Source organism: Pseudomonas sp. NIBRBAC000502773 (assembly GCF_006517195.1).
GTDB classification, from domain to species: Bacteria; Pseudomonadota; Gammaproteobacteria; order Pseudomonadales; family Pseudomonadaceae; genus Aquipseudomonas; species Aquipseudomonas marginalis.
On sequence record NZ_CP041189.1, the window covers coordinates 5,055,213 to 5,082,203 of the forward strand.

28 protein-coding genes are annotated in these 26,991 nt (G+C 59.0%); 12 read left to right on the forward strand and 16 right to left on the reverse strand.

Features of this window, described 5'->3' with window-relative positions; translation table 11 throughout:
* Positions 1 to 157: 157 nt before the first annotated feature.
* Together dusA and NIBR502773_RS23415 are read right to left on the reverse strand one after the other, a co-directional pair.
* A complete protein-coding gene (gene dusA, locus NIBR502773_RS23410) occupies positions 158 to 1,144 on the reverse strand; it encodes a tRNA dihydrouridine(20/20a) synthase DusA (protein WP_141157045.1) in 987 nt (328 codons plus the stop codon).
* Between the two features lie 130 nt (positions 1,145 to 1,274).
* Positions 1,275 to 1,415 carry a DUF2256 domain-containing protein gene (locus NIBR502773_RS23415; protein ID WP_141157046.1) on the reverse strand — a complete coding sequence of 47 codons (141 nt, stop codon included), beginning with the start codon at positions 1,413 to 1,415 and terminating at the stop codon, positions 1,275 to 1,277.
* Between the two features lie 283 nt (positions 1,416 to 1,698).
* Between NIBR502773_RS23415 and NIBR502773_RS31375 the strand changes: the two genes are divergently transcribed.
* The 3 genes from NIBR502773_RS31375 to NIBR502773_RS23430 all read left to right on the forward strand — a co-directional run bounded on the left by NIBR502773_RS31375 (position 1,699) and on the right by NIBR502773_RS23430 (position 3,931).
* The gene (locus NIBR502773_RS31375; RefSeq protein WP_168209010.1) at positions 1,699 to 2,706 is read left to right on the forward strand and encodes a methyl-accepting chemotaxis protein; all 1,008 of its coding nucleotides are present in this window, start codon (positions 1,699 to 1,701) and stop codon (positions 2,704 to 2,706) included.
* A complete protein-coding gene (locus tag NIBR502773_RS31380; RefSeq protein ID WP_373682352.1) occupies positions 2,699 to 3,346 on the forward strand; it encodes a methyl-accepting chemotaxis protein in 648 nt (215 codons plus the stop codon). The genes NIBR502773_RS31375 and NIBR502773_RS31380 overlap by 8 nt, the downstream gene beginning before the upstream one ends.
* Before the next feature lie 336 nt (positions 3,347 to 3,682).
* On the forward strand, positions 3,683 to 3,931 hold the full coding sequence (locus NIBR502773_RS23430) for a CsbD family protein (protein WP_082340961.1): 249 nt from the start codon (positions 3,683 to 3,685) through the stop codon (positions 3,929 to 3,931).
* A 162-nt stretch (positions 3,932 to 4,093) separates the two neighbouring features.
* Here the strand turns inward: NIBR502773_RS23430 and NIBR502773_RS23435 are convergent, their stop codons facing one another.
* Complete coding sequence (locus NIBR502773_RS23435; protein ID WP_141157049.1) at positions 4,094 to 4,855, reverse strand: metallophosphoesterase; 762 nt, start codon at positions 4,853 to 4,855, stop codon at positions 4,094 to 4,096.
* Positions 4,856 to 5,053: 198 nt separating this feature from the next.
* On the opposite strand from NIBR502773_RS23435, the gene NIBR502773_RS31010 reads away from it, so the two are divergent.
* Positions 5,054 to 5,275, forward strand: a complete 222-nt coding sequence (locus NIBR502773_RS31010; RefSeq protein WP_065939320.1) for a hypothetical protein — start codon at positions 5,054 to 5,056, stop codon at positions 5,273 to 5,275.
* A gap of 12 nt (positions 5,276 to 5,287) precedes the next feature.
* On the opposite strand, the gene NIBR502773_RS23445 is transcribed toward NIBR502773_RS31010, so the two are convergent.
* On the reverse strand, positions 5,288 to 6,475 hold the full coding sequence (locus NIBR502773_RS23445) for an MFS transporter (protein WP_141157050.1): 1,188 nt from the start codon (positions 6,473 to 6,475) through the stop codon (positions 5,288 to 5,290).
* 478 nt (positions 6,476 to 6,953) lie between these two features.
* Between NIBR502773_RS23445 and mqo the strand changes: the two genes are divergently transcribed.
* Positions 6,954 to 8,600 (forward strand): malate dehydrogenase (quinone), encoded by a 1,647-nt coding sequence (mqo, locus tag NIBR502773_RS23450; protein ID WP_141157051.1) that lies wholly within the window; start codon positions 6,954 to 6,956, stop codon positions 8,598 to 8,600.
* Between the two features lie 87 nt (positions 8,601 to 8,687).
* Here mqo and NIBR502773_RS23455 read toward each other — a convergent pair whose 3' ends face one another.
* Positions 8,688 to 9,353: an NADPH-dependent F420 reductase gene (locus tag NIBR502773_RS23455; protein ID WP_115485986.1), complete on the reverse strand. Its 666-nt coding sequence runs from the start codon at positions 9,351 to 9,353 to the stop codon at positions 8,688 to 8,690.
* Positions 9,354 to 9,452: 99 nt separating this feature from the next.
* Between NIBR502773_RS23455 and NIBR502773_RS23460 the strand changes: the two genes are divergently transcribed.
* Positions 9,453 to 10,349: a LysR family transcriptional regulator gene (locus tag NIBR502773_RS23460; protein WP_141157052.1), complete on the forward strand. Its 897-nt coding sequence runs from the start codon at positions 9,453 to 9,455 to the stop codon at positions 10,347 to 10,349.
* A gap of 131 nt (positions 10,350 to 10,480) precedes the next feature.
* Positions 10,481 to 10,810 carry a YXWGXW repeat-containing protein gene (locus NIBR502773_RS23465; RefSeq protein ID WP_043293388.1) on the forward strand — a complete coding sequence of 110 codons (330 nt, stop codon included), beginning with the start codon at positions 10,481 to 10,483 and terminating at the stop codon, positions 10,808 to 10,810.
* Positions 10,811 to 10,817: 7 nt separating this feature from the next.
* Here NIBR502773_RS23465 and NIBR502773_RS23470 read toward each other — a convergent pair whose 3' ends face one another.
* The 5 genes from NIBR502773_RS23470 to NIBR502773_RS23490 all read right to left on the reverse strand — a co-directional run bounded on the left by NIBR502773_RS23470 (position 10,818) and on the right by NIBR502773_RS23490 (position 14,462).
* Positions 10,818 to 11,189 carry a hypothetical protein gene (locus NIBR502773_RS23470; protein WP_115485988.1) on the reverse strand — a complete coding sequence of 124 codons (372 nt, stop codon included), beginning with the start codon at positions 11,187 to 11,189 and terminating at the stop codon, positions 10,818 to 10,820.
* A gap of 69 nt (positions 11,190 to 11,258) precedes the next feature.
* Complete coding sequence (locus NIBR502773_RS23475; protein WP_053132385.1) at positions 11,259 to 11,654, reverse strand: PIN domain-containing protein; 396 nt, start codon at positions 11,652 to 11,654, stop codon at positions 11,259 to 11,261.
* Entirely contained in the window at positions 11,651 to 11,908 is a 258-nt protein-coding gene (locus NIBR502773_RS23480) for an AbrB/MazE/SpoVT family DNA-binding domain-containing protein (protein WP_115486032.1), read from the reverse strand. Before NIBR502773_RS23480 ends, NIBR502773_RS23475 begins: the two co-directional genes overlap by 4 nt.
* A 207-nt stretch (positions 11,909 to 12,115) precedes the next feature.
* Positions 12,116 to 13,489, reverse strand: coding sequence for a nucleotide 5'-monophosphate nucleosidase PpnN (gene ppnN / locus NIBR502773_RS23485; protein ID WP_141157053.1), 1,374 nt, complete (start codon positions 13,487 to 13,489; stop codon positions 12,116 to 12,118).
* Between the two features lie 148 nt (positions 13,490 to 13,637).
* Positions 13,638 to 14,462 carry an aspartyl/asparaginyl beta-hydroxylase domain-containing protein gene (locus NIBR502773_RS23490; protein WP_141157054.1) on the reverse strand — a complete coding sequence of 275 codons (825 nt, stop codon included), beginning with the start codon at positions 14,460 to 14,462 and terminating at the stop codon, positions 13,638 to 13,640.
* 308 nt (positions 14,463 to 14,770) lie between these two features.
* On the opposite strand from NIBR502773_RS23490, the gene fabV reads away from it, so the two are divergent.
* Entirely contained in the window at positions 14,771 to 15,967 is a 1,197-nt protein-coding gene (gene fabV, locus NIBR502773_RS23495) for an enoyl-ACP reductase FabV (RefSeq protein ID WP_141157055.1), read from the forward strand.
* 35 nt (positions 15,968 to 16,002) lie between these two features.
* Here fabV and NIBR502773_RS23500 read toward each other — a convergent pair whose 3' ends face one another.
* Positions 16,003 to 17,199: an anthrax toxin-like adenylyl cyclase domain-containing protein gene (locus tag NIBR502773_RS23500; protein ID WP_141157056.1), complete on the reverse strand. Its 1,197-nt coding sequence runs from the start codon at positions 17,197 to 17,199 to the stop codon at positions 16,003 to 16,005.
* A 304-nt stretch (positions 17,200 to 17,503) separates the two neighbouring features.
* Here NIBR502773_RS23500 and NIBR502773_RS23505 point away from each other — a divergent pair, with 304 nt between their 5' ends.
* Positions 17,504 to 18,127: an HAD family phosphatase gene (locus tag NIBR502773_RS23505; protein WP_141157057.1), complete on the forward strand. Its 624-nt coding sequence runs from the start codon at positions 17,504 to 17,506 to the stop codon at positions 18,125 to 18,127.
* Here NIBR502773_RS23505 and NIBR502773_RS23510 read toward each other — a convergent pair.
* Positions 18,124 to 19,029: a LysR family transcriptional regulator gene (locus tag NIBR502773_RS23510; RefSeq protein ID WP_141157058.1), complete on the reverse strand. Its 906-nt coding sequence runs from the start codon at positions 19,027 to 19,029 to the stop codon at positions 18,124 to 18,126. The two genes, NIBR502773_RS23505 and NIBR502773_RS23510, sit on opposite strands and share 4 nt — an antisense overlap.
* 103 nt (positions 19,030 to 19,132) lie before the next feature.
* Between NIBR502773_RS23510 and NIBR502773_RS23515 the strand changes: the two genes are divergently transcribed.
* Positions 19,133 to 20,302: an aspartate aminotransferase family protein gene (locus NIBR502773_RS23515; RefSeq protein ID WP_141157059.1), complete on the forward strand. Its 1,170-nt coding sequence runs from the start codon at positions 19,133 to 19,135 to the stop codon at positions 20,300 to 20,302.
* Here the strand turns inward: NIBR502773_RS23515 and punR are convergent.
* Entirely contained in the window at positions 20,291 to 21,211 is a 921-nt protein-coding gene (gene punR, locus NIBR502773_RS23520) for a DNA-binding transcriptional activator PunR (RefSeq protein WP_141157060.1), read from the reverse strand. The two genes, NIBR502773_RS23515 and punR, sit on opposite strands and share 12 nt — an antisense overlap.
* A gap of 122 nt (positions 21,212 to 21,333) precedes the next feature.
* Here punR and punC point away from each other — a divergent pair, with 122 nt between their 5' ends.
* Positions 21,334 to 22,518 carry a purine nucleoside transporter PunC gene (punC, locus tag NIBR502773_RS23525; protein ID WP_141157061.1) on the forward strand — a complete coding sequence of 395 codons (1,185 nt, stop codon included), beginning with the start codon at positions 21,334 to 21,336 and terminating at the stop codon, positions 22,516 to 22,518.
* On the opposite strand, the gene NIBR502773_RS23530 is transcribed toward punC, so the two are convergent.
* Complete coding sequence (locus NIBR502773_RS23530) at positions 22,515 to 23,348, reverse strand: nucleoside-binding protein (RefSeq protein WP_141157062.1); 834 nt, start codon at positions 23,346 to 23,348, stop codon at positions 22,515 to 22,517. The two genes, punC and NIBR502773_RS23530, sit on opposite strands and share 4 nt — an antisense overlap.
* 159 nt (positions 23,349 to 23,507) lie before the next feature.
* On the opposite strand from NIBR502773_RS23530, the gene NIBR502773_RS23535 reads away from it, so the two are divergent.
* Positions 23,508 to 25,010, forward strand: a complete 1,503-nt coding sequence (locus NIBR502773_RS23535) for a nucleobase:cation symporter-2 family protein (RefSeq protein ID WP_115485998.1) — start codon at positions 23,508 to 23,510, stop codon at positions 25,008 to 25,010.
* Positions 25,011 to 25,125: 115 nt separating this feature from the next.
* Here NIBR502773_RS23535 and NIBR502773_RS23540 read toward each other — a convergent pair whose 3' ends face one another.
* Both NIBR502773_RS23540 and NIBR502773_RS23545 read right to left on the reverse strand, forming a co-directional pair.
* A complete protein-coding gene (locus tag NIBR502773_RS23540; RefSeq protein ID WP_115485999.1) occupies positions 25,126 to 26,058 on the reverse strand; it encodes a proline iminopeptidase-family hydrolase in 933 nt (310 codons plus the stop codon).
* Positions 26,059 to 26,150: 92 nt separating this feature from the next.
* Positions 26,151 to 26,915, reverse strand: a complete 765-nt coding sequence (locus NIBR502773_RS23545; protein WP_027604192.1) for a LuxR family transcriptional regulator — start codon at positions 26,913 to 26,915, stop codon at positions 26,151 to 26,153.
* Positions 26,916 to 26,991: the final 76 nt, after the last annotated feature.

The following is a 26,991-nucleotide window of genomic DNA, read 5'->3' on the forward strand; positions in this document are numbered from 1 at the left end:
GTTCGATCGTTTGCGAGGGCAACAACCTGAAAACAGCCGTTTGAATGCCCGGCGGTACTGATCAATAGGAGGCCAGAACGGCCGACAGGTTCAAACCGACTGCCCGATGACACTAGGATAGCGCTTCATGCCAACTGACCCCCTGCACGCTATCCAATCAACGCCCTTCCAACAAACCCCCAGCCTGATCCAACAATGCCAGCGGATCCGCAGCCTTATGAATATCCACCGACAACAACTGCCTGAATCTGCGTGCCCCAGGGAAACCGGTGCCCAACCCCAACACATGCCGCGTAATGTGATGCATCGTCCCGCCAGTCGCCAAATGCTCAGCAATATAAGGCCGCAGTTGCGCCAACGCCTCAGCCCGACTGATCACCGGCGCTTCACTGCCAAACAACTGCTGATCCACCTCCGCCAGCAGGTATGGATTGTGATAAGCCTCCCGGCCCAGCATCACCCCATCAAACGTCTGCAAATGCTCATGGCACTGCTCCAGCGTCTTGATGCCGCCGTTGAGAATAATCTCCAACTCCGGGAAATCCTGCTTCAACTGCGCCGCCACGTCATAACGCAACGGCGGAATATCGCGATTCTCCTTAGGCGATAACCCCTCCAGAATCGCAATCCGCGCATGCACGGTAAAACTGGTGCAGCCGGCATCCTTCACCGTCCCGACAAAATCACACAGCTCGGCGTAGCTATCCCGGCCATTGATCCCGATACGGTGCTTCACCGTCACCGGAATCGACACCGCATCACGCATCGCCTTCACACAATCGGCCACCAGGGCCGGGTGAGCCATCAGGATCGCGCCGATCATGTTGTTCTGCACCCGGTCGCTGGGGCAGCCGACGTTCAGGTTCACTTCGTCGTAACCGGCAGCCTCGGCCATACGGGCACAGGCGGCCAGGTCAGCGGGGACACTGCCGCCGAGCTGGAGCGCCAGAGGGTGCTCGGCTTCGTTATGGCGCAGGAAGCGGTCGTGGTCGCCGTGGAGGATTGCGCCAGTAGTGACCATCTCGGTGTAGAGCAGGGCGTGCTTGGAGAGCAGGCGCAGGAAGAACCGGCAGTGGCGGTCGGTCCAATCCATCATCGGGGCGACGGAAAAGCGGCGGGAGAGGGGAGCGGTTTGTGGGGGCATTGGGAATCTGAGTCAACGAGGCGAATGGTGGGCAGTTTATCAGGGATGGATCCAGGGTGTGGGAGAGGCTTGTTTTGTGGCAACCCTGCCGCCTTACCCCAAGAAGGCGGCAACCTGACCCCCTTTTGGTTCAGCAGTTAGCAGGCTTACTGCGTCGGCAGCGCTCAGAGCAATAACGAACCTCCTCCCAGCAGCGCGCCCATTTCTTCCTCCAAGTGAAGGGAAGGCCGCAGCTAAGGCAGGTTTTTACTGGAAGCTCACTCTTTTTCAAAACTGTTCACCTTCAACTGGCTTGCGGGTACCCACGTGGCGATCTAATGACCGTTGGCTTTGCGACCTCCCTCATTAGCTCCTACTGCCATAGCCGCGCAAAAACGCTCTAGGTAAATCGCGAGGCCCACTGCAGAACATACGCATCATGATGATAGCTATACGCTGTCATGGCGGTGCGTATTGCTAACTGGATGACCTTTCTGCGTCGACGTATCGTGGTAGTACCGTTCGCGTCTTCCAAATCAACAAAGGCCTGTACAGGTCATATTTTCGAGCTAGCCATGAAGAAAACGCTGTCGTTGGCCACACGCATAGGGCTTAGTTTCGCAGCCATCCTGGCGCTGCTCATGTTGATAACCGCCATCGGCATTCACCGCGTTGCGTTCATTGACTTCACCTTGGAAGACGTCAGCGAAAATGCCGCCAAGGTGCAGCGCTATGCAATCAATTTTCGAGGCAGTGTCCATAACCGAGCCATCGCTATTCGGGATGCTGTGCTGGTGACGACTGATACGGATTTGGCAAAACACTTATCGGAGGTCACAGCCTTGGAAAAGGCCTACTCCGACTCGGCGGCTCCAATGGATCAGTTGTTCAAGGGCGCAAGCGTAACAGGCGAGGAGGTTCGATTACTGAGCGCTATCAAGGACATCGAACAACAAACCCTTAACTCCACCAGGGCGGTAATCTCCCTGCGCCAAGCGGGTGACATACCTGGAGCTCAGGCGCTGCTGATGCGTCAAACGTCTTTGGATTACAGTGAGTGGCTGAAACGCGTCAATGCACTGATCGACTACGAGGAAGCATCAATCAAGGCAAAGCTGGGCGCAGTGCAGGCAACCGCCAGTCAGTTCAGTACGCTCATGCTTATTGCGACAGGTATTGCTTTGCTGCTGAGCATCACGTTGTCGGCTGTAATTATTCGCTTCGTTAAATCCACGCTGGGTGCTGAGCCCACAGACGTTGCATTGGCCATCGAGCGACTGGCAGCTGGTGATCTGAATCAGACGATTTCCACAGATTATCCCGGCAGTGTGATGGGCGTCCTGAAAAACGCGCTAGGCCATCTCGCAGAGACTATTCAGCAAGTACGTAAGGCGGCCCAAGAGGTCAATCACTCGTCCACCCAGTTGTCTGCCGCATCATCGGCTAACAATGAGCAGATTAGCTTACAAACCCGCGAAGCCGAGCAGGTGGCCGCAGCCATAATGCAAATGGCCGCGACGGTTAATGAAGTATCTGGATATGCCGCGCAGGCAGCTGACGCCTCCCGGTTGGCTGATGGCTGATACTGAAGTGGGAAGTGGGAACAAGCTGGTTGCAAGTACCACGCTTGCCATTGAACAGTTGGCAGTAACGCTTGAGCAAACCACTGCTACCGTGAACCAGATGTCCAAACACAGTGAAAATATCGCGTCAGTGATCGACGTCATCAACGCTATCGCCTCGCAAACCAATTTGCTTGCCTTGAACGCTGCCATTGAGGCAGCGAGAGCTGGGGAGCACGGGCGTGGGTTTGCGGTGGTAGCTGACGAAGTACGTTCTTTGGCCAATCGTACACAGCAGTCGACCGAGGAAATTCGGGAGATGATCAGTACGCTGCAATCGGGTACCGAAACGGCATCCCAAACTATGCGCGATAGTTGCGAGCTAGCGAGCCAAACGGTCACACAAACCCGCAGCGCGCAGCGTGCATTGGCAAGGATCAGCGAGCAGGTTGCCGCAATCAGTCATATGAACGCCCAGATCGCGAGCGCCTCCGTACAGCAGAGTAGCGTGACCGATGAGGTCGCTGAAAATATCAACCGCATTCATGGTTCGACTGTTGAGTCTGCCAACGGCGCGCGCCAAGTGGCGGCAGCTAGCATCGAGCTATCAGATTTAGCGGATCGTCTTACCGCTAAAGTGGCGTTCTTCTCTGCGGCTTAGTGGATTCAGGACAGCTTTTCACTGCTGCGCTGACGTCTATGCGCGACTGCTGGGCTACTCAGAAGTTTAACTGGCCACGTAGGATTCTCGGTCGAAGTAAGACAGAACATGCCAACTTATCTTAATGGGGCTGCTACATGGAGTCTTGCTGAGGGCGTGTGCATGCCGTCAGCGTGGGCTGTTTCCTTCAAGTTTTCGAGTGAATGATAGCTGGCTACCTGTGAGCCTCATCCACTTTGAACTAATCATTACCAGCGTCCCCCTAATGCCGTGAAGGTTGCCTCAAGCCCAGATTTATTCTGGGTTACTCAATCACACACGAAGGTTTGGTGAATCATGAAGAGCGAACAGGTAGAAGGTGTTGTTGAAAAGGTTGCCGGCAAAGCGCAGAGCGCAGTTGGGAAACTGTTTGGTGATTCGAAGCTGGAAGCTGAAGGTGCTGGTCGGCAAGCAGCTGGACAGCTGACACAAACCTATGGCGACGCACTGGACAGCGTATCTACATTCGTTAAAGAAAAACCAGTTGCGGCAATCGCGATTGGTGCAGTTGCCCTGTTGGTTCTAGACCGTCTTTTTCGTCGCTGAGTGAGGGAGAATGGACGTTCCGACAGGGGCGTTCACTTTTGCGTTTATTCACCCCCGCCCCCTAGATTTTTCCATCAGTGAGCTTCTGGGGCGCGGGCAGGTATGCACGACTCAATTCCATCCGCGCACCGCGTCTGAATTACTACGAGGCTATTGGGCCACTTAGCTCGTGGAATGGACACTGGAGGGGCTGTCCCCCAGCAATGAATGCATGCTCACATGCGCAACCTCTCCACTTTCTATCTCTATCAAACTCAACGCACCGTCCGAAAAAGAACAACCCGTATCGATATAAATGACATTGCCCAATGCGTGCACATGAGGGACTGTCGAGTGGCCCACATATAACCTATCCAAACCTATGATCGCTGCCTGGTTTTGCTGTTCTATCTTTTCCCTGGCATAGAGGGCGATTTTCAACGCTTGTTGTTGGGCGGACTCTCCTCGCACTCCACTGATAGCGTCTTTGGCGTCTTGCCAACTATGGGTGGTGGTTGAAATAAAGGCTTCAGCATGGACGATGCCAACTTTTCGACCATCCGCTAAGCCGATCTCAATCATTATTGGGAGCGTTTGCAGTGCGTTGTAAATCTCGCTCTGGACACTGGGCGAGAGCGCGTATAGCCACGCTCCGCCGTTTCGCGTGTGCCTATTGATGTCACCGCGACCGGAGAGGCAATCCATCAGCATCTGTTCGTGGTTGCCGCGTACGCCGTGAAACCACGGTTCGCTGAGCCACTTCAAGACGTCAATAGAGTCAGGGCCTCTATCAATAAGATCGCCCACACAAAACAGGCGATCCTGTCGGGTGTTGAAGTTTACTTTTTTCATGAGTGAAGCGAGTAGCTTGAAGTGCCCGTGAATATCACCCACTACAAAGTCGCGGCCCTTTGAGTTGGATTCAAATACTTCTATGGTGTACATGTTCAGGGCTTCGATGGGGTGGGCACGGGTGAACTATATCATTGCCAGCGTCTGCGAAAACCTGGCATTACCCTCAAATCAGGCAACCTGAACCCTCCCTGTCATCCAGCAAAGTTTCATCATTCCCTTCGCCACTGAGGTCTACGATCTTGCTCAAGAGAGGACCCTCGCGCCTCCAGCCCACAGGGAACTGAAAAAATGATCTCGAACCTCGTCAAAGTCGTGATGATTGCTGGCACGTTGCTGTTGGGCGCTTGTTCTTCGGGTTCGTCCGGTGTGAGCAGGGACCCTTGCTTTTCAGGCGGATGCCAGGCGTTTGGGGACCACAGCCCCAGCAAGGCCGCGAAGATGAATTTTGGCGGCAGTGGGCTGGGGAGCAGTTATGGGGAGTACGGGTCGGGGTTGTTGCATGATGATTGATTGGGGGGGCAGTCAGTGGCCGCCCTTCATCCGGCGGGCGATCAGGTAGATACCCAGGCCGACCAGCGCCGTGGCCGCGCCGATATAGCCGGTGCTGGTCCAGCCAAACCCCGCCGTAATCGCCATCCCGCCAAACCATGGTCCCAGCGCATTGGCCAGGTTGAACGCCGCATGGTTGGACGCTGCTGCAAGGCTCGGTGCTTCGTGGGCGATGTCCATCAGGCGGATCTGCAGCGGCGCGGCCAACGACACCATGGTGCCGACCAGGCCCATGCTCAGCAGCACGCCCCATAGCGAGGACGCCGCGAAGGGGAAGAGCAGCAACACGGCCATCGACCACACCAATATCAAGCCCACCGCGCGAAACTGCATGCGATCAAACAGCTTGCCGCCGGCGATGTTGCCGATGATCCCACCTACCCCAAATGCCGCGAGGCCGAAGGGAATCCACTGCGGCGACACCTTGGTCACTTCCAGCATGGTCGGCGCCAGGTAGCTGAACACGCAGAACATCCCGGCAAAGCCAATGGCACCAATCGACAGGGCCATCCACACCTGGGGTTTGGTAAACGCCCGCAGTTCCTTGCGTGGGTCGCTGCGTTGTTCGTCATGGCGATGGGGCACGAATTGCCAGACCAGGGCGATGGTGCACAGGGCGATCACGCTCACCAGCGCGAACGCCGAACGCCAGCCCAGATGCTGGCCGAGGAAGGTGGCGATGGGGTTGCCCAGCAGCATGGCCAGGGTCAGGCCCATCATTACTCGCGCCACGGCGCCGGCACGTTTGTCGTTGGGCACCATGCTCGAGGCGACCACGGCAGCAATGCCGAAGTAGGCGCCGTGGGGCAGGCCGCTGATAAAGCGGAACGCCACCAACGAGCCGAAGGTCGGGGTGAACGCAGTGGCGAGGTTGCCCAGGGCATACAGGCCCATCAGCAACAGCAACATATGTTTGCGCAGCAGCTTGGCGCCGAGGATGGCCAGCAGTGGGGCGCCGACCATCACACCGAGGGCGTAGGCGCTGATGGCGTGGCCGACCTGGGGTTCGCTTAAACCCAGGTTTTGCGCGATGTCGGGCATCAGGCCCATGATGGCGAATTCGCCGGTACCGATCGCGAAGGCGCCCACGGCCATGGCAGCTTCCATTTTGGCGGCGCTGCGCGCGGGCAGTACGTGCCCGGGAGTTTGGTGGATAGACATGGATCGCTCTATATTGAAGGGGTACGAGGAAAACCGTCGATGCTACGCAAGCAGCGACGAAGGAGTCTAGAACAGCCTTTTGCCTGAGAGTTCCTGCCCTGTGACCTCAGGTCGCGTTTGCCACACTTGACACTCGCGCGTTAAAACCGGCGATTTAGAGTTGTCAATTGGCCAAACGACGCATAAACGCCGTGTGGCGTGATATTCTGCGCGCCGTCTTGGTCTGGTCTTTCCCGGTACGTACACCCGTATACGTCCCGGCGTTTGGCTGTCGCCCAGGTAGCTGAAGCCAATAATGATAAGAAGTCAGCGCAGAAGGGACATAAAAGTGAGGTCGATACGTCGGCCTTGTGTGCCCACCCTGCGGTCCCCGAGTGAATGTGTAAACCTCGCGGTGCGTTGCCTGGCGCAGCGTGATTGAGGGTTGCCCATGATCAGGGGCGGTGGGGCGGATGGCGTTTTATCATAGGTGCTACTGATGTTTAAAAAAGTAAACACTGCCCTGCTGGGGCTGGCTTTGTCGATGGGGATCACGTCCGTTCACGCGGAAGAGGCAAAGAAAGTCGATGTGCTGCTGATCGGCGGCGGCATCATGAGTGCAACCCTGGGTGTCTGGCTCAACGAGCTGGAGCCGGGATGGTCGATGGAAATGGTCGAGCGCCTCGATGGCGTCGCCGAAGAAAGCTCCAACGGCTGGAACAACGCCGGTACCGGTCATTCGGCCCTGGCTGAGCTGAACTACACCCCGGAAGACAAGAACGGCAACGTTGAGATCCCGAAAGCGGTCGAGATCAACGAAGCGTTCCAGATCTCCCGTCAGTTCTGGTCCTGGCAGGTCCAGCAGGGCGTGCTGAAGAACCCGCGTTCGTTCATCAACTCCACGCCGCACATGAGCTTTGTGTGGGGTGATGACAACATCAAGTTCCTCAAGAAGCGCTACGAAGCCCTGCAAGCGAGCCCGCTGTTCGCCGGCATGCAGTACTCCGAAGACCCGGCGCAGATCGCCAAGTGGGTTCCGCTGATGATGGAAGGGCGTGACCCGAACCAGAAAATCGCGGCCACCTGGAGCCCGCTGGGTACCGACATGAACTTCGGCGAGATCACCCGTCAGTTCGTCGCTCACCTGCAAACCACGCCTAAGTTCGACCTGAAACTGTCGAGCGAAGTGCAGGACATCACCAAGAACGCCGACGGTTCGTGGCGTGTCAGCTACAAAAACCTGAAAGACGGCACCAAGACTGAAACCGACGCCAAGTTCGTGTTCATCGGCGCCGGTGGCGGTGCACTGCACCTGCTGCAAAAGTCGGGCATTCCTGAAGCCAAGGAATACGCTGGCTTCCCGGTCGGCGGCTCGTTCCTGGTGACCGATAACCCAACCGTCGCCGAGCAGCACCTGGCCAAGGCCTACGGCAAGGCTTCGGTTGGCGCGCCACCGATGTCGGTTCCGCACCTGGACACCCGCGTGCTGGATGGCAAGCGCGTGATTCTGTTTGGCCCATTCGCCACCTTCTCGACCAAGTTCCTGAAAGAAGGCTCGTACCTGGACCTGCTGACCAGCACCACCACCCACAACATCTGGCCAATGACCAAAGTCGGTATTCGTGAATACCCACTGGTCGAGTACCTCGCCGGCCAACTGATGCTGTCGGATGACGATCGCTTCAAGGCGCTGCAGGAGTACTTCCCGAACGCCAAGCAATCCGACTGGCGCCTGTGGCAGGCCGGCCAGCGCGTGCAGATCATCAAGCGTGACGAAGAGCAGGGCGGCGTCCTGAAACTCGGTACCGAAGTGGTCAGCTCCGCCGACAACACCATTGCAGGTCTGTTGGGTGCATCGCCAGGCGCGTCCACCGCGGCTCCGATCATGCTGACCGTGCTGCAGAAAGTGTTCAAGGACAAGGTTGCGACCCCTGAGTGGCAGGCAAAACTGCACCAGATCGTGCCAAGCTACGGCACCAAGCTGAACGACAGTCCTGAGGCTGTTGCCAAGGAATGGGCCTACACCGCCAATATCCTGCAACTGCCTACACCGCCTGCGATTCCGCAACAGGCTGCTGTCAAGGCGCCCGAGGCTGCCAAGCCTGCGGCTGAGCCGAGCAAACCGGCGTCTGACCTGGCGCTGTAAGCCGCTGGCGAGGTCCTGGGTCAGGACCTTGCCGGTAACAAAAAGCCCGCTGAACCGGTAACGGCCAGCGGGCTTTTTTGTGCGTGTCTAACGGCGAGTGCGTTCGACAGGCGGCAGTTCAACCGTACGCTCGGCGGCGGCCAGCGCTGCCTTCAAGCCAGCCTGGTCCAGCGGGACGCAATAGGCCGGCTTGCCGCGTTCCAGCCGCCAGCTGTCATCCAGGCTGCCGGCATCCACGGCGTCGAACCCCAGTTCGTCGAGTAGCGTGATGACGCGTGCCTTCGCTGCGGCGTCATCCGCTGCCACCGGCAACGCCCGGCGGTCGGGGGCACCGTGGGGGCGGGCGTCCTGCGTCAGGTCGGGAGCGAAGATCGCGTTGAACACTTTGACTACATGTGAATGGGGCAAATGCTCGGCGAGCAACCGGCTGGTGGTGGTTTCGAAGCGATCCAGTACCGGTATATGGCCGTCGCGGTTCGGGTAGTAATTATTCGCGTCCATCACGGTCTTGCCCTCCAGCCATTGCGCTGGGACGCTGCGGTAATGCTCCAGGGGGATCGCCACGAGCACCAAATCGCCGAATTTGGCGGCGTCGTCGGCACTGCCCACCTGTACGCCGAGTATGCCGCTCACGACGCTGCTCATGGTGTGGGGGCCACGGGAGTTGCTCAACATCACTTCGTGCCCGGCCGCCAGCGCCAGTTGGGCCACGGCGCGCCCGATAAAGCCTGCTCCAATAACACCAATTTTCATGGTCTTGCTCCGATGCATGGGGGGAGCGGTTATGATGATTGGCAACCCAATGGCGATAAATTGTCGTTTTGGCGTGGATGTTGTTACTGGGAGTAGGGAATGATGGATCGCCTGTCGAGCATGAATGCTTTTGTGATGGCTGCAGAGTCGGGCTCGTACGCGAGGGCTGCCGAGCGCTTGGGGATGTCGCCGCAGATGGTGGCCAAACATGTCACCGCGCTGGAGCAGCGTCTGGGCGCTCGCTTGCTTAACCGCACCACACGAAGGCAAAGCCTGACGGAGTTGGGGGGCGCGTACTACGAGCGTTGCAAACATATCCTGGTAGAAGCCGAGGCTGCCGATTCATTGGCGCAGATCATGAACGACACGCCGCGCGGCAAGCTGAAAATCACCGCGCCCGTCACCTTCGGCTCCTACAGCCTGATGCCGTTGATTACCGGGTTCCTGCGCGACAACCCGGATGTGGAAATCGACCTGCACCTGACCGACCGTTTCGTGGACCTGGTGGAGGAGGGCTATGAAGCCGCTTTTCGTATCGGCCCCCTGGCGACCACCGGCCTGACAGCCAGGCCACTGGCACCTTACCGCCTGGTGGTCTGCGCTTCGCCGGAGTACCTGGCGGCACGTGGTACCCCACAGGCCCCGGCAGACCTTGAGCGTCATGAATGTCTCGGTTACGCCTTCTGGTCGCGGCCGGCGGATCGCGAGTGGGTGTTCTACCAGGCGTCGACGCCTTACAAGGTGCAGGTTGCCAGTCGCTTGCAGATCAATGAAAGCAGGGCCTTGATGTCCGCCGCGCTGGATGGTTTTGGCATCGTGCTCGGTCCGGAAGACTTCTTGCGCCGGGCATTGGCCAGGGGCGAATTGGTGAGAGTGCTGCCGGACTTTGAAGCGCCGAGCCGTCCGATGCACCTTGTCTACACGGCGAACCGCCAGCGTACGGCCAAGCTGAGACGCTTCGTCGAAGCGGTGTTGGGACGCTTCGGTCACCCTTGATGCGTGCTGCTTCAGCAATCCGACAGACACAACCTGTTAAAAAAGTACCCAGGCCTGAGCAGGAGCACGGCTGAAACACGGGGGCATTTTTACCGGTGCAGGTGTTGGGCGATAACGCCCGAGGGGGTTGTATGTTGTTACGTTACGCGGCATTAGCGGCGGTTGTGGTCGCGGCGTCCGGGTGTGTGCAGGAGCGCGTGGTGCATGAGCGCCGGCCTGTACAGCGTGAATATGTCGAGGTGGTTGCGCCACAACCGCCGCCGACCCAGGTCATCGAAGTCGAGCCTGCGGTACGTGAAGGTTACATATGGTCACGTGGTTACTGGCGCTGGGAAGGCGGGCGCTACGTTGCCGTACACGGCCATTGGGAGCCGGTGCGCGAAGGCTATCGTTATGTGCATCCGCATTGGGTGCAGCGCAATGATGGCTACCACTGGCAGGTGGGTGGCTGGGTTCGTTGAACCCCGACTAGGAGGGCTTCTTTGTACCCAGGAGCCGTACTTCCCGCAGCAGCGCGGCACCGAGTTGATCGGTGCCCAGTTCCTTGTATCCCACGGCCTTGACCTCTCCGTTCTCTTCGGCCTGGATGATGATCACCGGTGTCTCTTTGCCGCTGGCTTCGTCGATGTGAAAAGCGTATTGGGGAATATCCACCTTGATCGGCGTACCTGCGGCTTTGCCTTGCACATTGATCAGGAACGCTGCGCAGCCGGTGTCCACATCCACACTAGTGGCAGAACGCCCGCTGACGAAGCAGCTCTTTGGCAGGTCGGGCCAGATGATCTCGGCCAGTGCGAGGGGCGGCGTCAGGGCCAGGGCAGCAAGAAGAAGCGTGCGCACGTGGGGCGTTCTCTCGTTCAGGGATCAGTGACTTTTACCAAAGCCTGCCCCTTGCCGCAATGTTGCCGCTCAGCCCAGGCGCTTCATACCCGCTGCCTTGGCCGCACCGAGGTCAAAGGTAGCGGTGTATTCGCACCCGGCCGCGTGGGCGCAGCGCTCTATCAGGCAATCGGCAAAATCGGCGTTGTTGGCCGTGAACCGTCGAAGCGCCTGCCAGATGACCTCGGCATGTTCGACGGTCAATTCACGGGTGCGCAGCAGTGTTTCCAGAACGACGACAATGTCATTTTTGGCACATTGGTAGCAGCTCTGTAATACCCATACCAGCTCCACCACGGACACCAGGCTGACAAACCCTGGCGAAAGCGTGGTGAGGGATTCGATCAATTCGCACGCCTTGGGGGATTGAACGGGATCATCCTGGGTGACGTAGCGCACCAGCACATTGGTATCCAGCCCGATCATCCAGCCTTCGCTCCCTGTGCTGCGATAGCGTGGTTCATGTCGTCAATGGACACGGCCCTGGCAGGCTTCCGGATCAGCCCCTTGAGATCATGGACAGTCTTGCTCGCTGCAATGATGGAAAACTTGCCATCTTCCGTTTCGACGAACTCGACGCGGTCGCCTGTTTCCAGGCCAAGTGCGGTCCTGACTTGGACGGGGATGGTGATTTGCCCTTTTGAGGTAAGTGTGGCGGTCGCCATGGTAAAGATCTCCAGCATGATGCTCCTTACCTTAGGGTAAGGAGTGATGGAGGACAATATCCGTTGGTCCATAGGTCGCTCTTCAGGTGGAGGATGAGTCGGGGTCATGAAAACCTAGTCCGAACTCAGCCCTCCCGCACGCTTACCCATGCTGCAAAGAAATACAAACTATGACCGACCGCCAGTAAAGCCTGGCGGCTGTAAGCAAATTACCTGACGAGCTCACTGCACTACGCGATAACACGGCACATACGCCGCGCCACCCGGCAACTTCATGCGATGCTGGGCAACGAACGCCTGCAACAGCTCATCCAGTGGCTTCATGATGGCCGGGTCGCCGTGGATCTCGTACGGGCCATGTTCTTCGATCAGGCGAATGCCCTTGTCCTTCACGTTACCCGCCACGATCCCCGAAAACGCACGGCGCAGGTTGGCTGCCAGTTCATGGGGCGGCAGTACGTGGCTCAGTTGCAGGCTGGCCATGTTTTCGTGGGTCGGGTCGAACGGGCGCTGGAAGCCTTCGTCGATCTTCAGCAGCCAGTTGAAGTGAAACGCGTCGTTGCGCTCACGGCGGAACTGCTTCACCGCCTTGAGGCCGGCAGTCATCTGGCGGGCCACTTCGGCCGGGTCGTCGATGATGATCTGGTAGTGCGCCTGCGCGGCTTCGCCGAGGGTGGCGCCGACGAAGGCGTGCAATTGTTGCAGGTACGGCGCGGCTTGTTTCGGCCCGGTGAGAATGACCGGGAAGGGCACGTCGCGGTTGTCCGGGTGCATCAGGATGCCCAGCAGGTACAGGAACTCTTCGGCCGTACCGGCGCCGCCGGGGAAGATGATGATGCCGTGGCCCACGCGCACGAAGGCTTCAAGGCGTTTTTCGATGTCCGGCAGGATCACCAGTTCGTTGACGATGGGGTTCGGCGCTTCGGCGGCGATGATGCCCGGCTCGGTCAAGCCCAGGTAGCGCCCGCCGGTAATGCGTTGCTTGGCGTGGGAAATGGTCGCGCCCTTCATCGGGCCTTTCATCACGCCTGGGCCGCAACCGGTGCACACGTCGAGGCTGCGCAGGCCGAGTTCGTGGCCGACTTTCTTGGTGTATTTGTATTCTTCGGTGTTGATCGAGTGCCCGCCCCAGCACACCACGATCTTCGGTTCCACGCCGGGACGCAGCGTGCGGGCGTTGCGCAGCAGGTGGAACACGTAGTCGGTAATGCCCTGGGAGTTGCTCAGGTCGATGCGCTGGCTGTCCAGCTCGTTCTCGGTGTAGACGATGTCGCGCAGGGCACTGAACAGCATTTCGCGGGTGCTGGCGATCATTTCACCATCGACGAAAGCATCGGCGGGGGCGTTCAACAGCTCCAGGCGCACGCCACGGTCCTGCTGGTGGATGCGCACTTCAAAGTTTTTGTAGGCGTCGAGGATGGTCTTGGCGTTATCGATATGGGCGCCGGTGTTGAGGATCGCCAGGGCGCACTGGCGAAACAGGGTGTAGATGCTGCCGGTACCGGCTTCGCTCAGTTGCTGGACTTCACGTTGGGACAGGGTTTCGAGGCTGCCCTTGGGGCTGACGGAGGCATTGATGACTTGGCGTTGGGGCATTCTGATTCCTTGAAAAACGCAGCCACCGCACCTGTCGAGGTGCGATGACGTGAGAATGGTGGGCGCAGGTTAAGGCGCACGAGCCGGATATTTACCTCAGGCGCAGGGCTGAGCGCAAATACCGTCCAACACCATCATGCCGCAGAACTTACTCAATCAGCTTCCAGTTTTTGTAGAAAACCCGACGCAGGGTAAAGACCAGCCCGGCAAATCCCGCGATGACGGCGTTAAGTACCGACGGCAGCGGCGTCGGCCGTACGATGTCGATGAACAGGCAGTAGCGCTTGGCGTCGTTCTTGTTGAAGGACGCATGCATCAGCGTGTCATCAAAGATAAACAGCGGGTCGTCATGCCAGTAATGCTTGTGCTTGCCGACCTGGATGTACACGCCATCGTGATGGGGCGCCGGTGCCATGTTGTAGAGCACGCGGAACATCATGCGCAGGGGGCCGAAGTGAAAGGACGTCGAGCGGTTCTCGTTGAACACCGACACGCCGATGGTTTTCACGAACGGCAGTTTTTTGCGCAGTTCAGGAATATCCAGCCTGGTTTCGATCGGCCGCCCGTACCACTGGAAAAACAACATGCCGCGCTTCTTCTCGGCCATGCGTTCGTCCAGGTAGCCGATGATTTCATCCTTGTGGGCCATTGCGTCATCGAGCACCTGTTGCAGGTCTGTGCGCCAGGCGGGTGGCAGGTCGTCCATCGTGTAGACGTGACGGTTACGCGCGCTCAGCAGGTCGAACAGGGTGTTGAACGGGGCCAGCAGCCAAGTATTGCGACCGCTGCCGATAAAGTATTTCTTGATGGTGGGCTTGTCATACAGGCCGTTACGCAGGAAGTCGTAAAAGCCGCACACCAGTACCAGGCAGAGGAACACCAACGTGGTTTCGGGGAACACATCGATAATCAGCAACACGCCGAGTACCCAGGCGACTGATACCGCTTTCTTACGCAAAGCAGACTTGTTCATGCAACTCAGCTCCAGAAGGACGCCATTCGACAGATCCGGATCCGTGGCCGCGAGTGGTGGGTTTTGAAACATAATGAAACATCTTCGTCATGATAAGGCGTCCAGCAGCGGATTGGCGTTTTAAATAGTGCGAAATTGTGGATGCTCGACACAGCCTTTAACCCTGATGGGCTTGTGTGGATTGGATTTTGTAAACAGAAGATTTGCGACTATCGTGACGCTTCGGTTTTTCGGACGTCATAGACCGGTACGATTGAAGTTGAATGGCCACCATTGGCCTTCGGCACCTTGGAAGAGGCAGAAATTTTATGATCATCAAACCGCGGGTTCGTGGCTTTATCTGTGTGACCGCTCACCCTGTTGGCTGTGAAGCGAACGTCAAGGAACAGATCGACTACGTAACTGAGCACGGCGCCATCAAAAACGGCCCGAAAAAGGTGCTGGTTCTGGGCGCTTCCACCGGCTACGGCCTGGCCGCGCGCATCAGTGCTGCGTTTGGCTGCGGCGCCGACACCCTGGGCGTGTTTTTTGAGAAAGAAGGCGAAGAGGGCAAGCTGAGCTCCGCCGGCTGGTACAACAGCGCTGCGTTCGAGAAGTTTGCCGTTGAAAAAGGCCTGTACGCCAAGAGCATCAATGGCGACGCGTTTTCCGACGAGATCAAGCGCCTGACCATCGAAACCATCAAGAAAGACCTGGGCAAGATCGACCTGGTCGTCTACAGCCTGGCCGCGCCACGCCGCACCGATCCCAAGACCGGTGAAGTCTACAACTCCACCCTCAAGCCAATCGGCAAGGCTGTGACCCTGCGCGGTATCAATACCGACAAAGGCGTGGTGGTCGATACCACCCTCGAGCCTGCGACCCAGGAAGAAATCGACGGCACCGTCAATGTCATGGGCGGCGCCGACTGGCAGCTGTGGATCGACGCCCTGCGTGACGCCGACGTACTGGCCGAAGGCGCCAAGACTACCGCGTTCACCTACCTCGGTGAGAAGCTGACCCAGGACATCTACTGGAACGGCTCCATCGGCGAAGCCAAGAAAGACCTGGACAAGAAAGTCCTGACCCTGCGCGACAACCTCGCTGCACTGAAGGGCGATGCCCGCGTATCGGTACTCAAGGCGGTGGTCACCCAGGCCAGCTCCGCGATCCCGATCATGCCGCTGTACTTGTCGTTGCTGTTCAAAGTGATGAAAGAGCAGGGTACCCACGAAGGCTGCATCGAGCAGGTCTACGGCCTGTTCAAGGACAGCCTGTACGGCAGCGAGCCGAAGCTTGACGCCGACGGCCGCCTGCGTGCCGACCTGGCCGAACTGGAGCCTAAGGTCCAGGACGCCGTGGCGGCACTGTGGAACCAGGTTACCGACGAGAACGTCAGCGAGATCAGTGATTTCGCCGGTTACAAGGCAGAGTTCCTGCGCTTGTTCGGCTTTGAAGTCGATGGCGTGGACTATGAGGCTGACGTCAATCCGACCGTGAAGATCAACGGCTTGGTCCAGGCGTAAATGATGTGACTGATAGCGGCCTGATCATCGGGTTATCAGGCCGCTGTCTTCGTTGTCATGATCCAGGCAAGGCGATTTTTTGCCTGGGTGAAGGCAGACCGCCTCACGTTGGTCACTTCTTTCTCCCACAGGGGATTCAGCGGCACGTGATAACCGCTGTCCTTGGCGGTCTTGATCAGTTCTGCCATTTCCCTGCTGTCGTGGATGATGCTGATTTTATCGAATCGACCCAGTTTTGCCGGTAAGAAAAACGTCGCCGGGTAATTGGCAGCCACTTCCGTGGCCGGGCTGCCCGAGTCCGCATTGTGATGAACCACTCTCTCTCCCTCGCCGACCAATTTTTGATTGATCAGCCCTATCATCTGCTCTATCCGTGGTGTTGCGTTGCCAAGGTTGGGATCTTCTTTCCGGTAGAAATGGCCGGGGCTGTCGAAGTCTGCGCGTAGCACCTCAGGAACTTGCTTATAGCGTTCAACTCGACCCTTGAAAACACTGTGGGCCACGTCCGGTACGGGGAGTTTGTCCTGGGGGCCGAAGTCGCTGATATGGGGCGCGATCAGGTGCAGGTCGTAATCGGCGGTCAACGGTTTGCCTTCTGCATGCTTGGCCAGCACTTCAAGGGGCTTGCCCTGATGGGTGATGAAGTAGCTGTCGCTTGAAGGTGACGTGCGATGGCCTTCGAATGTATAGGTTTGCTGACTGGGCCCGCGGGCGCTTAATTGTAATGTGCCATCAGCGCCTTGAACGGCCAGTTGGGTTATGTGGCCGAGCTTGACCAATACATCAAGGCGCTGGCTCGACAGCTGCAGGGGCGTTGCAACGGCATGGCCTTCTTGGATACACGCTTGGATTTGCTCATTGGCCTTGGCCACTTTGGCCGGTATTTTTCCGGCAACTTGTTCAAGTTTGCTGAACGCCTGGTCTGTACAGATCAGACCTGCCTGAGGCCCCCAGTTGGCGCTCTTGCCTTTGATATGGAAGTCCTTGGTGGGATGCCCGGCTTCTATCAGGCCTGTTGCGACGGTTTCGACCGGGCGTATGCCTATGATGGAGTTGGTGGTCAGTGCGATGTCTTGTAAGGGGGCAAGATGGCTTGGCACGATGCCTGTTTCGTCCTTGACCCGATCGACCAGCACTGCTGTGGGAGTATTTGCGCCTTGGGCCAGGTAGTTTTGCAGCGCAGCAAGGCTGTATGCGGAAGGGGAGGTCACTGAAAAGGTCATGCTTGTCATTGATGTTTCTCCAAGTCATATCTACAGCGAAATTCGATGATTCCCTTCAGGCGCCAGCTCCTTGAGTTGTACGCCCGAGATTAAAATGAGGACATCTTCAAGCGGGAGGAACAAGTGTGACCATTTATGTGAGATAGAATCCGTGCATTAAAGCTAAAGGCTTGTATTCACAAGGGACGCTGCTGGTTCTCAGCGCACGCCTTGTTTGAATCTCAGAACAATCCTACTCGTGCTTACTTGCTGCCAGGGGCCGGGTACATGCCAAACTGTCCTGATTCTGGCGTTGCACAAAAGGGAGGCGCCCATGGAGATCCGCGCAGTAGTATTTGACTTTGGCGGTGTACTGTTCGACTGGAGCCCGCAGCATCTGTACCGCAAACTGATTGTCGACGATCAAGAGCGGCAATGGTTCCTCGATAACATCTGTACCCAGGCCTGGAACACCGAGCAGGATGCGGGGCGGCCGCTGGCCGAAGCCACGCAGATCCTGATCGATCAATACCCCGAGCATGAACCCTTGATCACGGCCTATTACGGCCGCTGGCACGAAATGCTGCGTGGCCCGTTACCCGAAGGCGTGGCGATTCTCAACGCGCTGCATCAGGCCAACATGCCACTGTTTGGGCTTACAAACTGGTCGGCCGAGACCTTTCCCTATGCGCTCGCCAATTACCCCTTCCTTCGGAAATTTCGCAACATCGTGGTGTCTGGCGAGTTGAAGCTGATCAAGCCTGACGCGGCGATCTACCACGCCAGTCTCAGCCAGGTACGGGTGTACCTGCCGGATATCCAGCCGGGGGAAGTGGTGTTTATCGATGATGTCGCCGGCAATATCGAAGCGGCCGTCTCCCTCGGCTGGCAAGGCATCCACCATGTGTCTGCCGAGCAGACGGCCGCGCGATTGCGCGAGTTGGGCGTGGGCTTCTAGCGCGCCCACTTTTCCATGGCGAAATCCACAAAGGCGCGCAGCTTCGGCAAGCGATAACGGTCCTGGCCGTACAGCAAATGCATGGGCCGGCTGGGCAGTTGATAGGTGGTCAGCAAGGCCACCAGCTTGCCGGTTTGCAGGTCGGGCTGCATCAGGGCATCCGGCAGCATGACGATCCCCATTCCTTGCACGGCGGCCTGGCGCAAAGCCTGGGAGCTATTGATGGTCAGCGAGCCGGACACCGGGATTTCCACTTCGCCTTCTGCGCCGGTCATGCGCCACAGCTTGTCGGCGTTGCGCCAGTCATCGGTGGAAGGGTAGGCGAACGCCAGGCAGTCGTGCTGTTGCAGGTCCTCGGGCATCTGGGGTGTACCACGTCGGGCCAGGTAGTCCGGTGAGGCGCACAGGGTGATGGTGTAGTCCTGCATTGGTCGGGCGATCAGGCTTGAGGGTTCCAGCTCGCCCAGGCGGATAGCCACGTCAAAGCCGCTGTCGACCATGTCCATGCGCTGGTTGCTGAGCACTACGTACAGCTTGATCAGCGGGTAGCGCTGGGAAAACTCGCTCAGGGCCGGCGACAGGCGTTCAGTGCCGAACGCCGGTGGCGCGGTGATGCGCAGGGTGCCTTTGGGGACGTCGCCGTGGGCCTGTTCGGCCCATTGCTCGGAGTCGGCCACCAGCCCGAGTACTTCCAGGCAACGCTGGTAATACTGGCCGCCGAACTCCGTGAGGCTCTGTTTGCGGGTGGTGCGCTTGAGCAGGCTGACGCCCAGGCGTTGTTCGAGGGCGCGCAAGTGGTTGCCGACCATGGTGGTCGACATCCCGCAGGCGTGGGCGGCGGCGGTCATGCTGCCGCTCTCCACCACTTTCACGTACACCGACATCGCTTGGAATAGGTCCATTATCAAGTCCTGGTTTAAAGTCATTGCAGGAGGGCGCAGTTTATCCAGCTGGGATGGCTAACGATACTGTTGCTATCTCAACGATGCACTGGAGTCCGCCACCATGACCGCCGCCTGCCTGATGACCACCTATCAACCCCTGGCCCTGAGTTTCACCCGTGGCCTCGGCACGCGCCTGTGGGACCAGCAGGGGCGCGAATACCTGGACGCAGTGGCGGGTGTGGCGGTAACCAATGTCGGGCATTCCCACCCGAAGCTGGTGACGGCCATCAGCGAGCAGGCCGGCCTGTTGTTGCACACCTCCAACCTCTACAGCATCGACTGGCAACAACGCTTGGCCCAGCGCCTGACGCGGCTGGCCGGTCTGGACCGTGCCTTTTTCAATAATTCCGGCGCCGAAGCCAACGAGACGGCGCTGAAACTGGCGCGGTTGCATGGCTGGAAAAAAGGCATCGAAGAGCCGTTGGTGGTGGTGATGGAGAATGCCTTTCATGGCCGTACGCTGGGCACCATGGCGGCCAGCGATGGCCCCTCGGTGCGCTTGGGTTTCCAACGCTTGCCGGGGGATTTTCTCAAGGTCAGGTTTGGTGATCTGGCGGCGATTGAGGCAATCACCCAGACGTTCGGTACACGTATCGCGGCGGTCTTGCTGGAGCCCATCCAGGGCGAAAGTGGTGTACTGCCAGCGCCGCCGGGTTACCTGCACGCACTGCGTGACCTCTGCACACGGCACGGCTGGCTGATGATGCTCGATGAAATCCAGACCGGCATCGGCCGCACCGGCGCCTGGTTTGCCTTCCAGCATGAAGGCATTGTTCCGGATGTGATGACCCTGGCCAAAGGCCTCGGCAATGGCGTGCCCATCGGTGCCTGCCTGGCCAGGGCAGCGGTAGCCGCGCTTTTCACGCCCGGCAGTCATGGCAGCACCTTTGGCGGCAATCCGCTGGCGTGCCGGGTGGGCTGCACGGTGTTGGACATTATCGAAGAGCAAGGCTTGTTGCAGAACGCTGCGCAGCAGGGCGAGCGCTTGCTGGCGCGGTTACGCATGGAATTGGAAGAGCACCCGCAGGTGCTGGCGATTCGCGGGCAGGGCCTGATGATCGGTATTGAACTGGCCAGCCCTTATCGCGACCTGGCGCAGCGCGCTGCCCAGGAGCATGGGCTGCTGATCAACGTGACGCGGGGCAAGGTCATTCGCTTGCTGCCGCCGTTGACCCTGGATACCAAGGAGGTCGAGATGATTGTGCGGGCCATCACTCGGCTATTGAGCTAGGTCCTTTCCGTTGAGCCACTCCTGGTTCATGGTTTCGGTATCCCCCAGGTACTCCAGCAACCACGCCATGGCCGGGGACAGTTTGCTCTGTGCCCAGGCCACGCACGAGGGGCTGGCCGGGAAGGGGCGCGTCAGTTGCAGCGCCACCAATTCACCGCGTTCGATCCAGGGCAATACCTGATGCGCCGGTGCCATGCCGACGCACAGGCCATCGCGCAGGCAATCGATGGCGGAGGCCCAGTTCGGCACCACCAGCCGCCGTTGGTTATCCAGGGTCCAGGTGTCGCGCTTGGGCAGGTTGCGCGAGGTGTCGGTCATGCACAGCGAGGCGAAGGGGCGCAGTTGGTCGTCATTGAGCAACCCGTCCACGGCCGCCAATGGGTGCCGGGCGCTGACCACGCACAGCCAGCTCAATAAGCCCATATCGCGAAAGGTGAAGTGACTGGCCACCGGCACCGCACTGGTGGCACCGATGACAATATCGGTGCGCTCATCCGCCAAGGCATCCCACACGCCGTTGTACACCTCGTATTCCAGCAGCAATTCCACCTCGGGAAACTGTCGATAGAAATCCAGCACCAACTGTCGGCAGCGCTGGGGCTTGACGATGGAATCCACGGCCACCTTCAACTGGCCACTCCAGCCATTGGCCACCTGCTGGCACAGGCGCCGTGTGCCGAGCATTTTTTTCATTACCCCGCGGGCCTCGTCGATAAACAGACGGCCGGCGGGTGTCAGTTCCACATCACGATGCCGGCGCACAAACAGCGGCACCGCGAGCCACTCTTCAAGTTGACGTACGGTGTAACTGATGGCTGACGGCACGCGGTGCAATTCCTGGGCGGCGGCGCTGAAGCTGCCATGGCGCGCTACCGCATCGACGACATCCAGGGAGTATTCGGACCACATGAGGGTTGCCTTCAAAATTATTGATAATATTCGCCAATTATTATCGCTTCACACAAAAACTGTCAGCTTCATAATGGGCGGTAGTCAGCAAATAGTTTGATGGCAAGATTAACAAGGCTTCAATGAAAAATTCTTTTGGTTTCACCTGGTATCTGGCGGGGCTGAGCATGCTCGGTTATCTCGCCATGGACATGTATTTGCCGGCGTTCGGCGCCATGGGCGAGCAGTTGCAGATTGGTGCGGGCGCGGTGGGTGCCAGCCTGAGTATTTTCCTCGCGGGCTTTGCCGTGGGGCAGTTGCTGTGGGGGCCGTTGTCCGACCGCCTGGGGCGCAAGCCGATCCTGCTCGCGGGCTTGAGCCTGTTTGTCGTGGGTTGCGCGGGAATGTTTTGGGTCGAGACCGCGCCGCAGTTGCTGGCCTTGCGCTTTATGCAGGCGATTGGCGTGTGTTCTGCGGCCGTGAGCTGGCAGGCGCTGGTGATCGACCGCTACCCGGCCGACAAGGCCCACCGTGTGTTCGCCAGCATCATGCCGTTGATGTCGTTGTCACCGGCGCTGGCGCCACTGCTGGGCGCGATGGTGCTGAACCACTTCGGTTGGCAGGCCATCTTCGGTGTATTGCTGGGGGTGTCGTTGCTGTTGCTGCTGCCGACGTTGTTCCTGCGCCGTGTACCGAAACCTCAGGCGCGGGAAGACGAACCTTCGCGCCTTGGCTATTGGCAGTTGCTCACCTCCCGGGTGTTCACCGGCAATGTGATGATCTTCGCTGCCTGCTCGGCCAGTTTCTTCGCCTGGCTGACCGCTTCCCCCTTCATCCTCGGCGACATGGGCTATAGCCCGAATGACATCGGCCTGAGCTACGTGCTGCCGACATTGGCGTTTCTGGTGGGTGGCTACAGTTGCCGTAGCGCCTTGCAGCGTTTCCAGGGCAAGACGCTGTTGCCGTGGCTGCTGCTGGCCTATTGCATCAGCATGGTGGCGTTGTACCTGATCGCCACCTTGACCGTGCCGACGCTCACCACCTTGCTGATTCCGTTCTGCCTGATGGCGCTGGTCAACGGCGCGAGTTATCCGATCGTGGTGGCGAATGCGCTGATGCCGTTTGCAGAACATTCCGGCAAGGCGGCGGCACTGCAAAACACCCTGCAATTGGGTCTGTGCTTTCTCAGCAGCCTGTTGGTGTCGTCGATGATCGAACAGCCCTTGCTGATTACTGTGATGGTGATGCTGGCGACCGCGCCCTTGGCCGTCTTGGGCTATTGGCTGGCGCGGCCGAAAGCAGACAAGTCGGAACTGGCCGCCGCCTAGAACGTCACTTCCATGTTCACCGTCGGCGTTGACGTGCGGCTGCCCCGGCCGCCGTCCACGCCGAACTTGTTATGCCAGTACTCGTAACCCACCCCGAGGTACAGGTTCGGCTTTACGCTCTTGCCCGGTCGCACCGCGACCATCAGCGCGCTGCGCATCAGGGCTTCCGGTGCCGTGTCACGGCCATGGTAGTCCGCACCTTTTTCCCCGACGTAATTCACAAAGCCCTGGAATTTCGCCGCATGGTTGGCGATCTCGAAAGGGCGCATCCACGTCAGGTTGAGCATGTAGGTGTCGTCAAACGTGTGGTTCGACTCCCGTGCACCGGGGATGCCGGTGTGGTTGCGCTCCTTGTAGTACAGAAGGCTCAGGTCCAGCACGCCCAGGGTGTTGAACTTCAAGGTCGGGCCGATCACCAGTGCGCGTTTTTTCGCCGACGCGAAGTTGTTGTTGCGGTTGGCATCAAAGCCCAAGGTCAACGCGTAATCCTTGACCAGCCCGGTGCCCAGAGGCACATCCAGCACCCGTGACGCATACAACTGATGCCGGTACACCGCGTACACCTCGCTGCCGCCGTGGTCGGTGCCCTTGCGCGGGTCGCGGCTGTCGGACAGGAACACGTCCAGGTTCAGGAAGTTGCTGCCATACCGGTAGCCGCTGGCGTGGGTAACGCTGTAGATGCGCTTGCTGAATTCGTCGGGGTTATTCGGATTGGTGAACTGCTGGCCGTAGCGAAAACCTACGCTGTTGTTCATCCATTCCACTGCGACGGCCTCCCCGCCGCCGAGGAGGGTGAGTGCAACGGTTGCCCCCTGTAATGCCTTTTTCATGGTTTCTGTGTCCTTTGGCGTTCTGGCTCATCACGGCCGGGTTGTTTTTGTAACGCCGACGGAGGGTATCTTGTTCGATTGATTGTATACAACTCTATGGACATCCAGTCTAAACATTGCATACAGTGTCGCCACAACAAAAACAGAGAACCCCTCACCATGACTATCCCGAAGGCGTCACCGCAGCGGCCGGAAGATGAGAATCTAGGCGTCGCCGCCAACATGGCTTACGGCCTGCAGCATGTGCTCACCATGTACGGCGGCATCGTCGCGGTACCGTTGATCGTGGGCCAGGCGGCCGGGTTGTCACCGGCGGATATCGGCCTGTTGATCGCCGCGTCGCTGTTTGCCGGTGGCCTTGCCACCCTGTTGCAAACCCTTGGCCTGCCGTTCTTTGGCTGTCAGTTGCCGCTGGTGCAGGGCGTGTCGTTTGCCGGTGTGGCAACCATGGTGGCGATTGTCGGCAGCGATGGCGCCGGCGGGGTACCGGCGATTCTCGGCGCGGTGATGGCCGCGTCGTTTATCGGGCTGTTGATCACCCCGGTGTTCTCGCGGATCACCCAGTTCTTCCCGCCGTTGGTGACCGGTATTGTGATCACCACCATCGGCCTGACCCTGATGCCCGTGGCGGCGCGCTGGGCCATGGGCGGTAACAGCCGCGCGGCGGATTTCGGCAGCATGCCCAATATCGGCCTGGCGGCGTTGACCCTGGTGCTGGTGCTGCTATTGAGCAAGATCGGCAGCGCGACCATCTCGCGCCTGTCGATCCTGCTGGCGATGGTGATCGGCACGGTGATCGCGGTGTTCCTCGGCATGGCGGATTTTTCCGGGGTCACCCAGGGGCCCATGTTCGGTTTCCCTGCGCCGTTCCATTTCGGTATGCCGACCTTTCACATCGCGGCGATCATTTCCATGTGCATCGTGGTGATGGTGACACTGGTGGAAACCTCGGCCGACATCCTGGCGGTGGGGGAAATCATCGATACCAAGGTCGACTCCAAGCGCCTGGGTAACGGCCTGCGCGCCGATATGCTGTCGAGCATGTTCGCGCCGATCTTCGGTTCGTTCACCCAGAGTGCCTTCGCCCAGAACGTTGGCCTGGTGGCGGTGACCGGAGTGAAGAGTCGTTTTGTGGTGGCAACCGGTGGCTTGTTCCTGGTAATCCTCGGCTTGCTGCCATTTATGGGGCGGGTGATCGCGGCGGTGCCGACCTCAGTACTGGGCGGTGCCGGGATTGTGCTGTTCGGCACCGTGGCGGCCAGTGGTATTCGCACCTTGTCCAAAGTGGATTACCGCAACAACATGAACCTGATCATCGTCGCCACGTCCATCGGGTTTGGCATGATCCCGATTGCCGCACCGAGTTTCTACGACCAGTTCCCCAGCTGGTTCGCGACCATTTTCCACTCGGGTATCAGTTCGTCGGCGATCATGGCGATCCTGTTGAACCTGGCGTTCAACCATTTCACCGTAGGCAATTCGGACCAGCAGTCGGTGTTTGTGGCGGGGACTGAGCGCAGTTTGTGTTTCCACGACGTAGCGGCGTTGCGTGATGGGGATTATTTCAGGGGTGGCAAGTTATTTGATGCCGAGGGCAAGGAAATTCCATTGGTGGCGCAGGAGCCAAGGAAAGCCGCACACGCTGAAACCACAGAGGTCTAAAAATGTGGGAGGGGCGGTGCGACGATTCGACTTGCTCCCGATAGCGGTAGGTCAGTCACAAATACAGTGGCTAACGCTCTGCTATCGGGAGCAAGCCCCCTTCCACATTTGGAACTCAACCAGCCTTGCGGACTGTGTGCGGAACAGAGCACGCCTCATCCAGAAACTTCACCACGGTGCCCATGCAGGCCTGGCGTTCTTCCACGTGGGGCATGTGGCTGGAGTCTTCGAACAGCGCCCAGCGCACATCCGCGATCTCATCCAGGAACGGCTTGACCACCAGTGGCGTGGCCTCGTCATGCCGGCCGGAAATCACCAGGGTCGGCACCTGGATAGCCGAAAGGCGGCCAATGGATTTCCAGTCTTTAAGGCTGCCGATCACGTGGAACTCGGTCGGGCCGCTCATGGCGTGATACACCGTGGGGTCCGAGTCGACCTGGGCGAAGGTACGCGCCACTTCTTCCGGCCATGGGTTCACCCGGCACACGTGCTGGTCATAGAACACCCGCGAGGCGGCTAGGTATTCCGGGTCGAGGTAAGTGCCGGCGGCTTCATGCTTGAGCAGGGTTTCATGCACGCCTTGGGGCAGCAGCTTGCGCAGGCGGTTGGCTTCGCTGACCCAGGTGCGCATGCAGGTCGGTGAGTTGGCCGGGATAAACGCACGCAGGCCCTTGGGTTGCAGGATGGCGTGCTCGCTGCCGAGCATGCCGCCCCAGGACTGACCAAGGATCGCGTAGTTATCGCTGATCTGCAGGTGGTCCAGCAGGTTGTCCAATTCTTTAAGGAACAGATCGACGGTCCAGAAGGACGGGTCTTTCTCAGGCAAGTGCGTGGAGCGGCCGTTGCCCAGTTGGTCGTAGTGGATGACCGCATGACCGCTGGCCGCGACGTCCTTGAAGGCGTCGACATAATCATGGGTACAGCCCGGGCCACCGTGGATGACCACCAGCGGCGTGCGGCCGCTGGCCAGGTCGCCAGTGACGCGGTACCAGGTCTGGTAGTCGCCAAACGCGGCATACCCTTCGCGGATTTTTTCGATGAAGTCCATTTCCTACCCTGCCCTGAAAAAATGATCAGGGACACGATAGTCTGCGGGCGAGATTTAGGTAACTAGCAAAACAGCTAGGTTTTGCCGGGGGATCAGTCTTCCAGCAGGCGGTAATGGGTGGCGCGGACCACCGCCTGCACGCGGTTCTTGGCGCCCAGTTTGTGCATCGCCGAGGCCAGGTGCAGGGTGACGACGGCCAGTGAGCGGCTCAGTTGCGTGGCGATTTCGGCCGCGGTCAGGCCGTCGGCGGCCCATTTGAGGCATTCGCGTTCACGTTTGGTCAGGTGAATGTGCGGGTAGGTGCGCAGCTCCTTGCCGAACAGCGGGTAGGCCGCTTCCTGCAACGCGTGGGAAATCAGGCTGAAGTCCGACAAGGTCTGCTGCGCGTCCTGCAGCACGGTAGGCGTTTTGCCAGTGCGCAAGCCGGTCAGTGACGCGAAGCCGCCACGGGGCAGATGCATCGGCACGCTGACGCCGCAGGTCAGTTGCTGGTCGTGCAGGTAGGATGAAACGGGGGCGTGGCAGGGGTCGATGATGGTTTGCAGGGCCGTGTCAGCCTTGGCTTCGTAGGACCACACGAACGGCGATACCGTGCGCAGGGCCAGGTGTTGCACCGGGTCGATCTGGTAGAAACCCTTGCTGCACCACAGCGCATGCCAATCGGTCGGCGTGTTGCGCAGCTCCAGCACCGAGGGGGTGATCAACGCACCATTCTGGTCGATCGGCACCGGGGTGTAGTCGTATACCAGTGCATCGAAGCCTAACTGCTGGGCGAGGATAAAAGTGTTGTCCATCTGCTCATCCAGGCTCCTGCCCGGCATCAGACGATTATTGAAGGCAGTTAGCTTGGCCAGCATCCGTTCTGCTCCCGAATTCATTTGAATCTCCACTTCCTGCAAGTAGAATGCCACGCCCCGGCGAAGGACTGCCAGG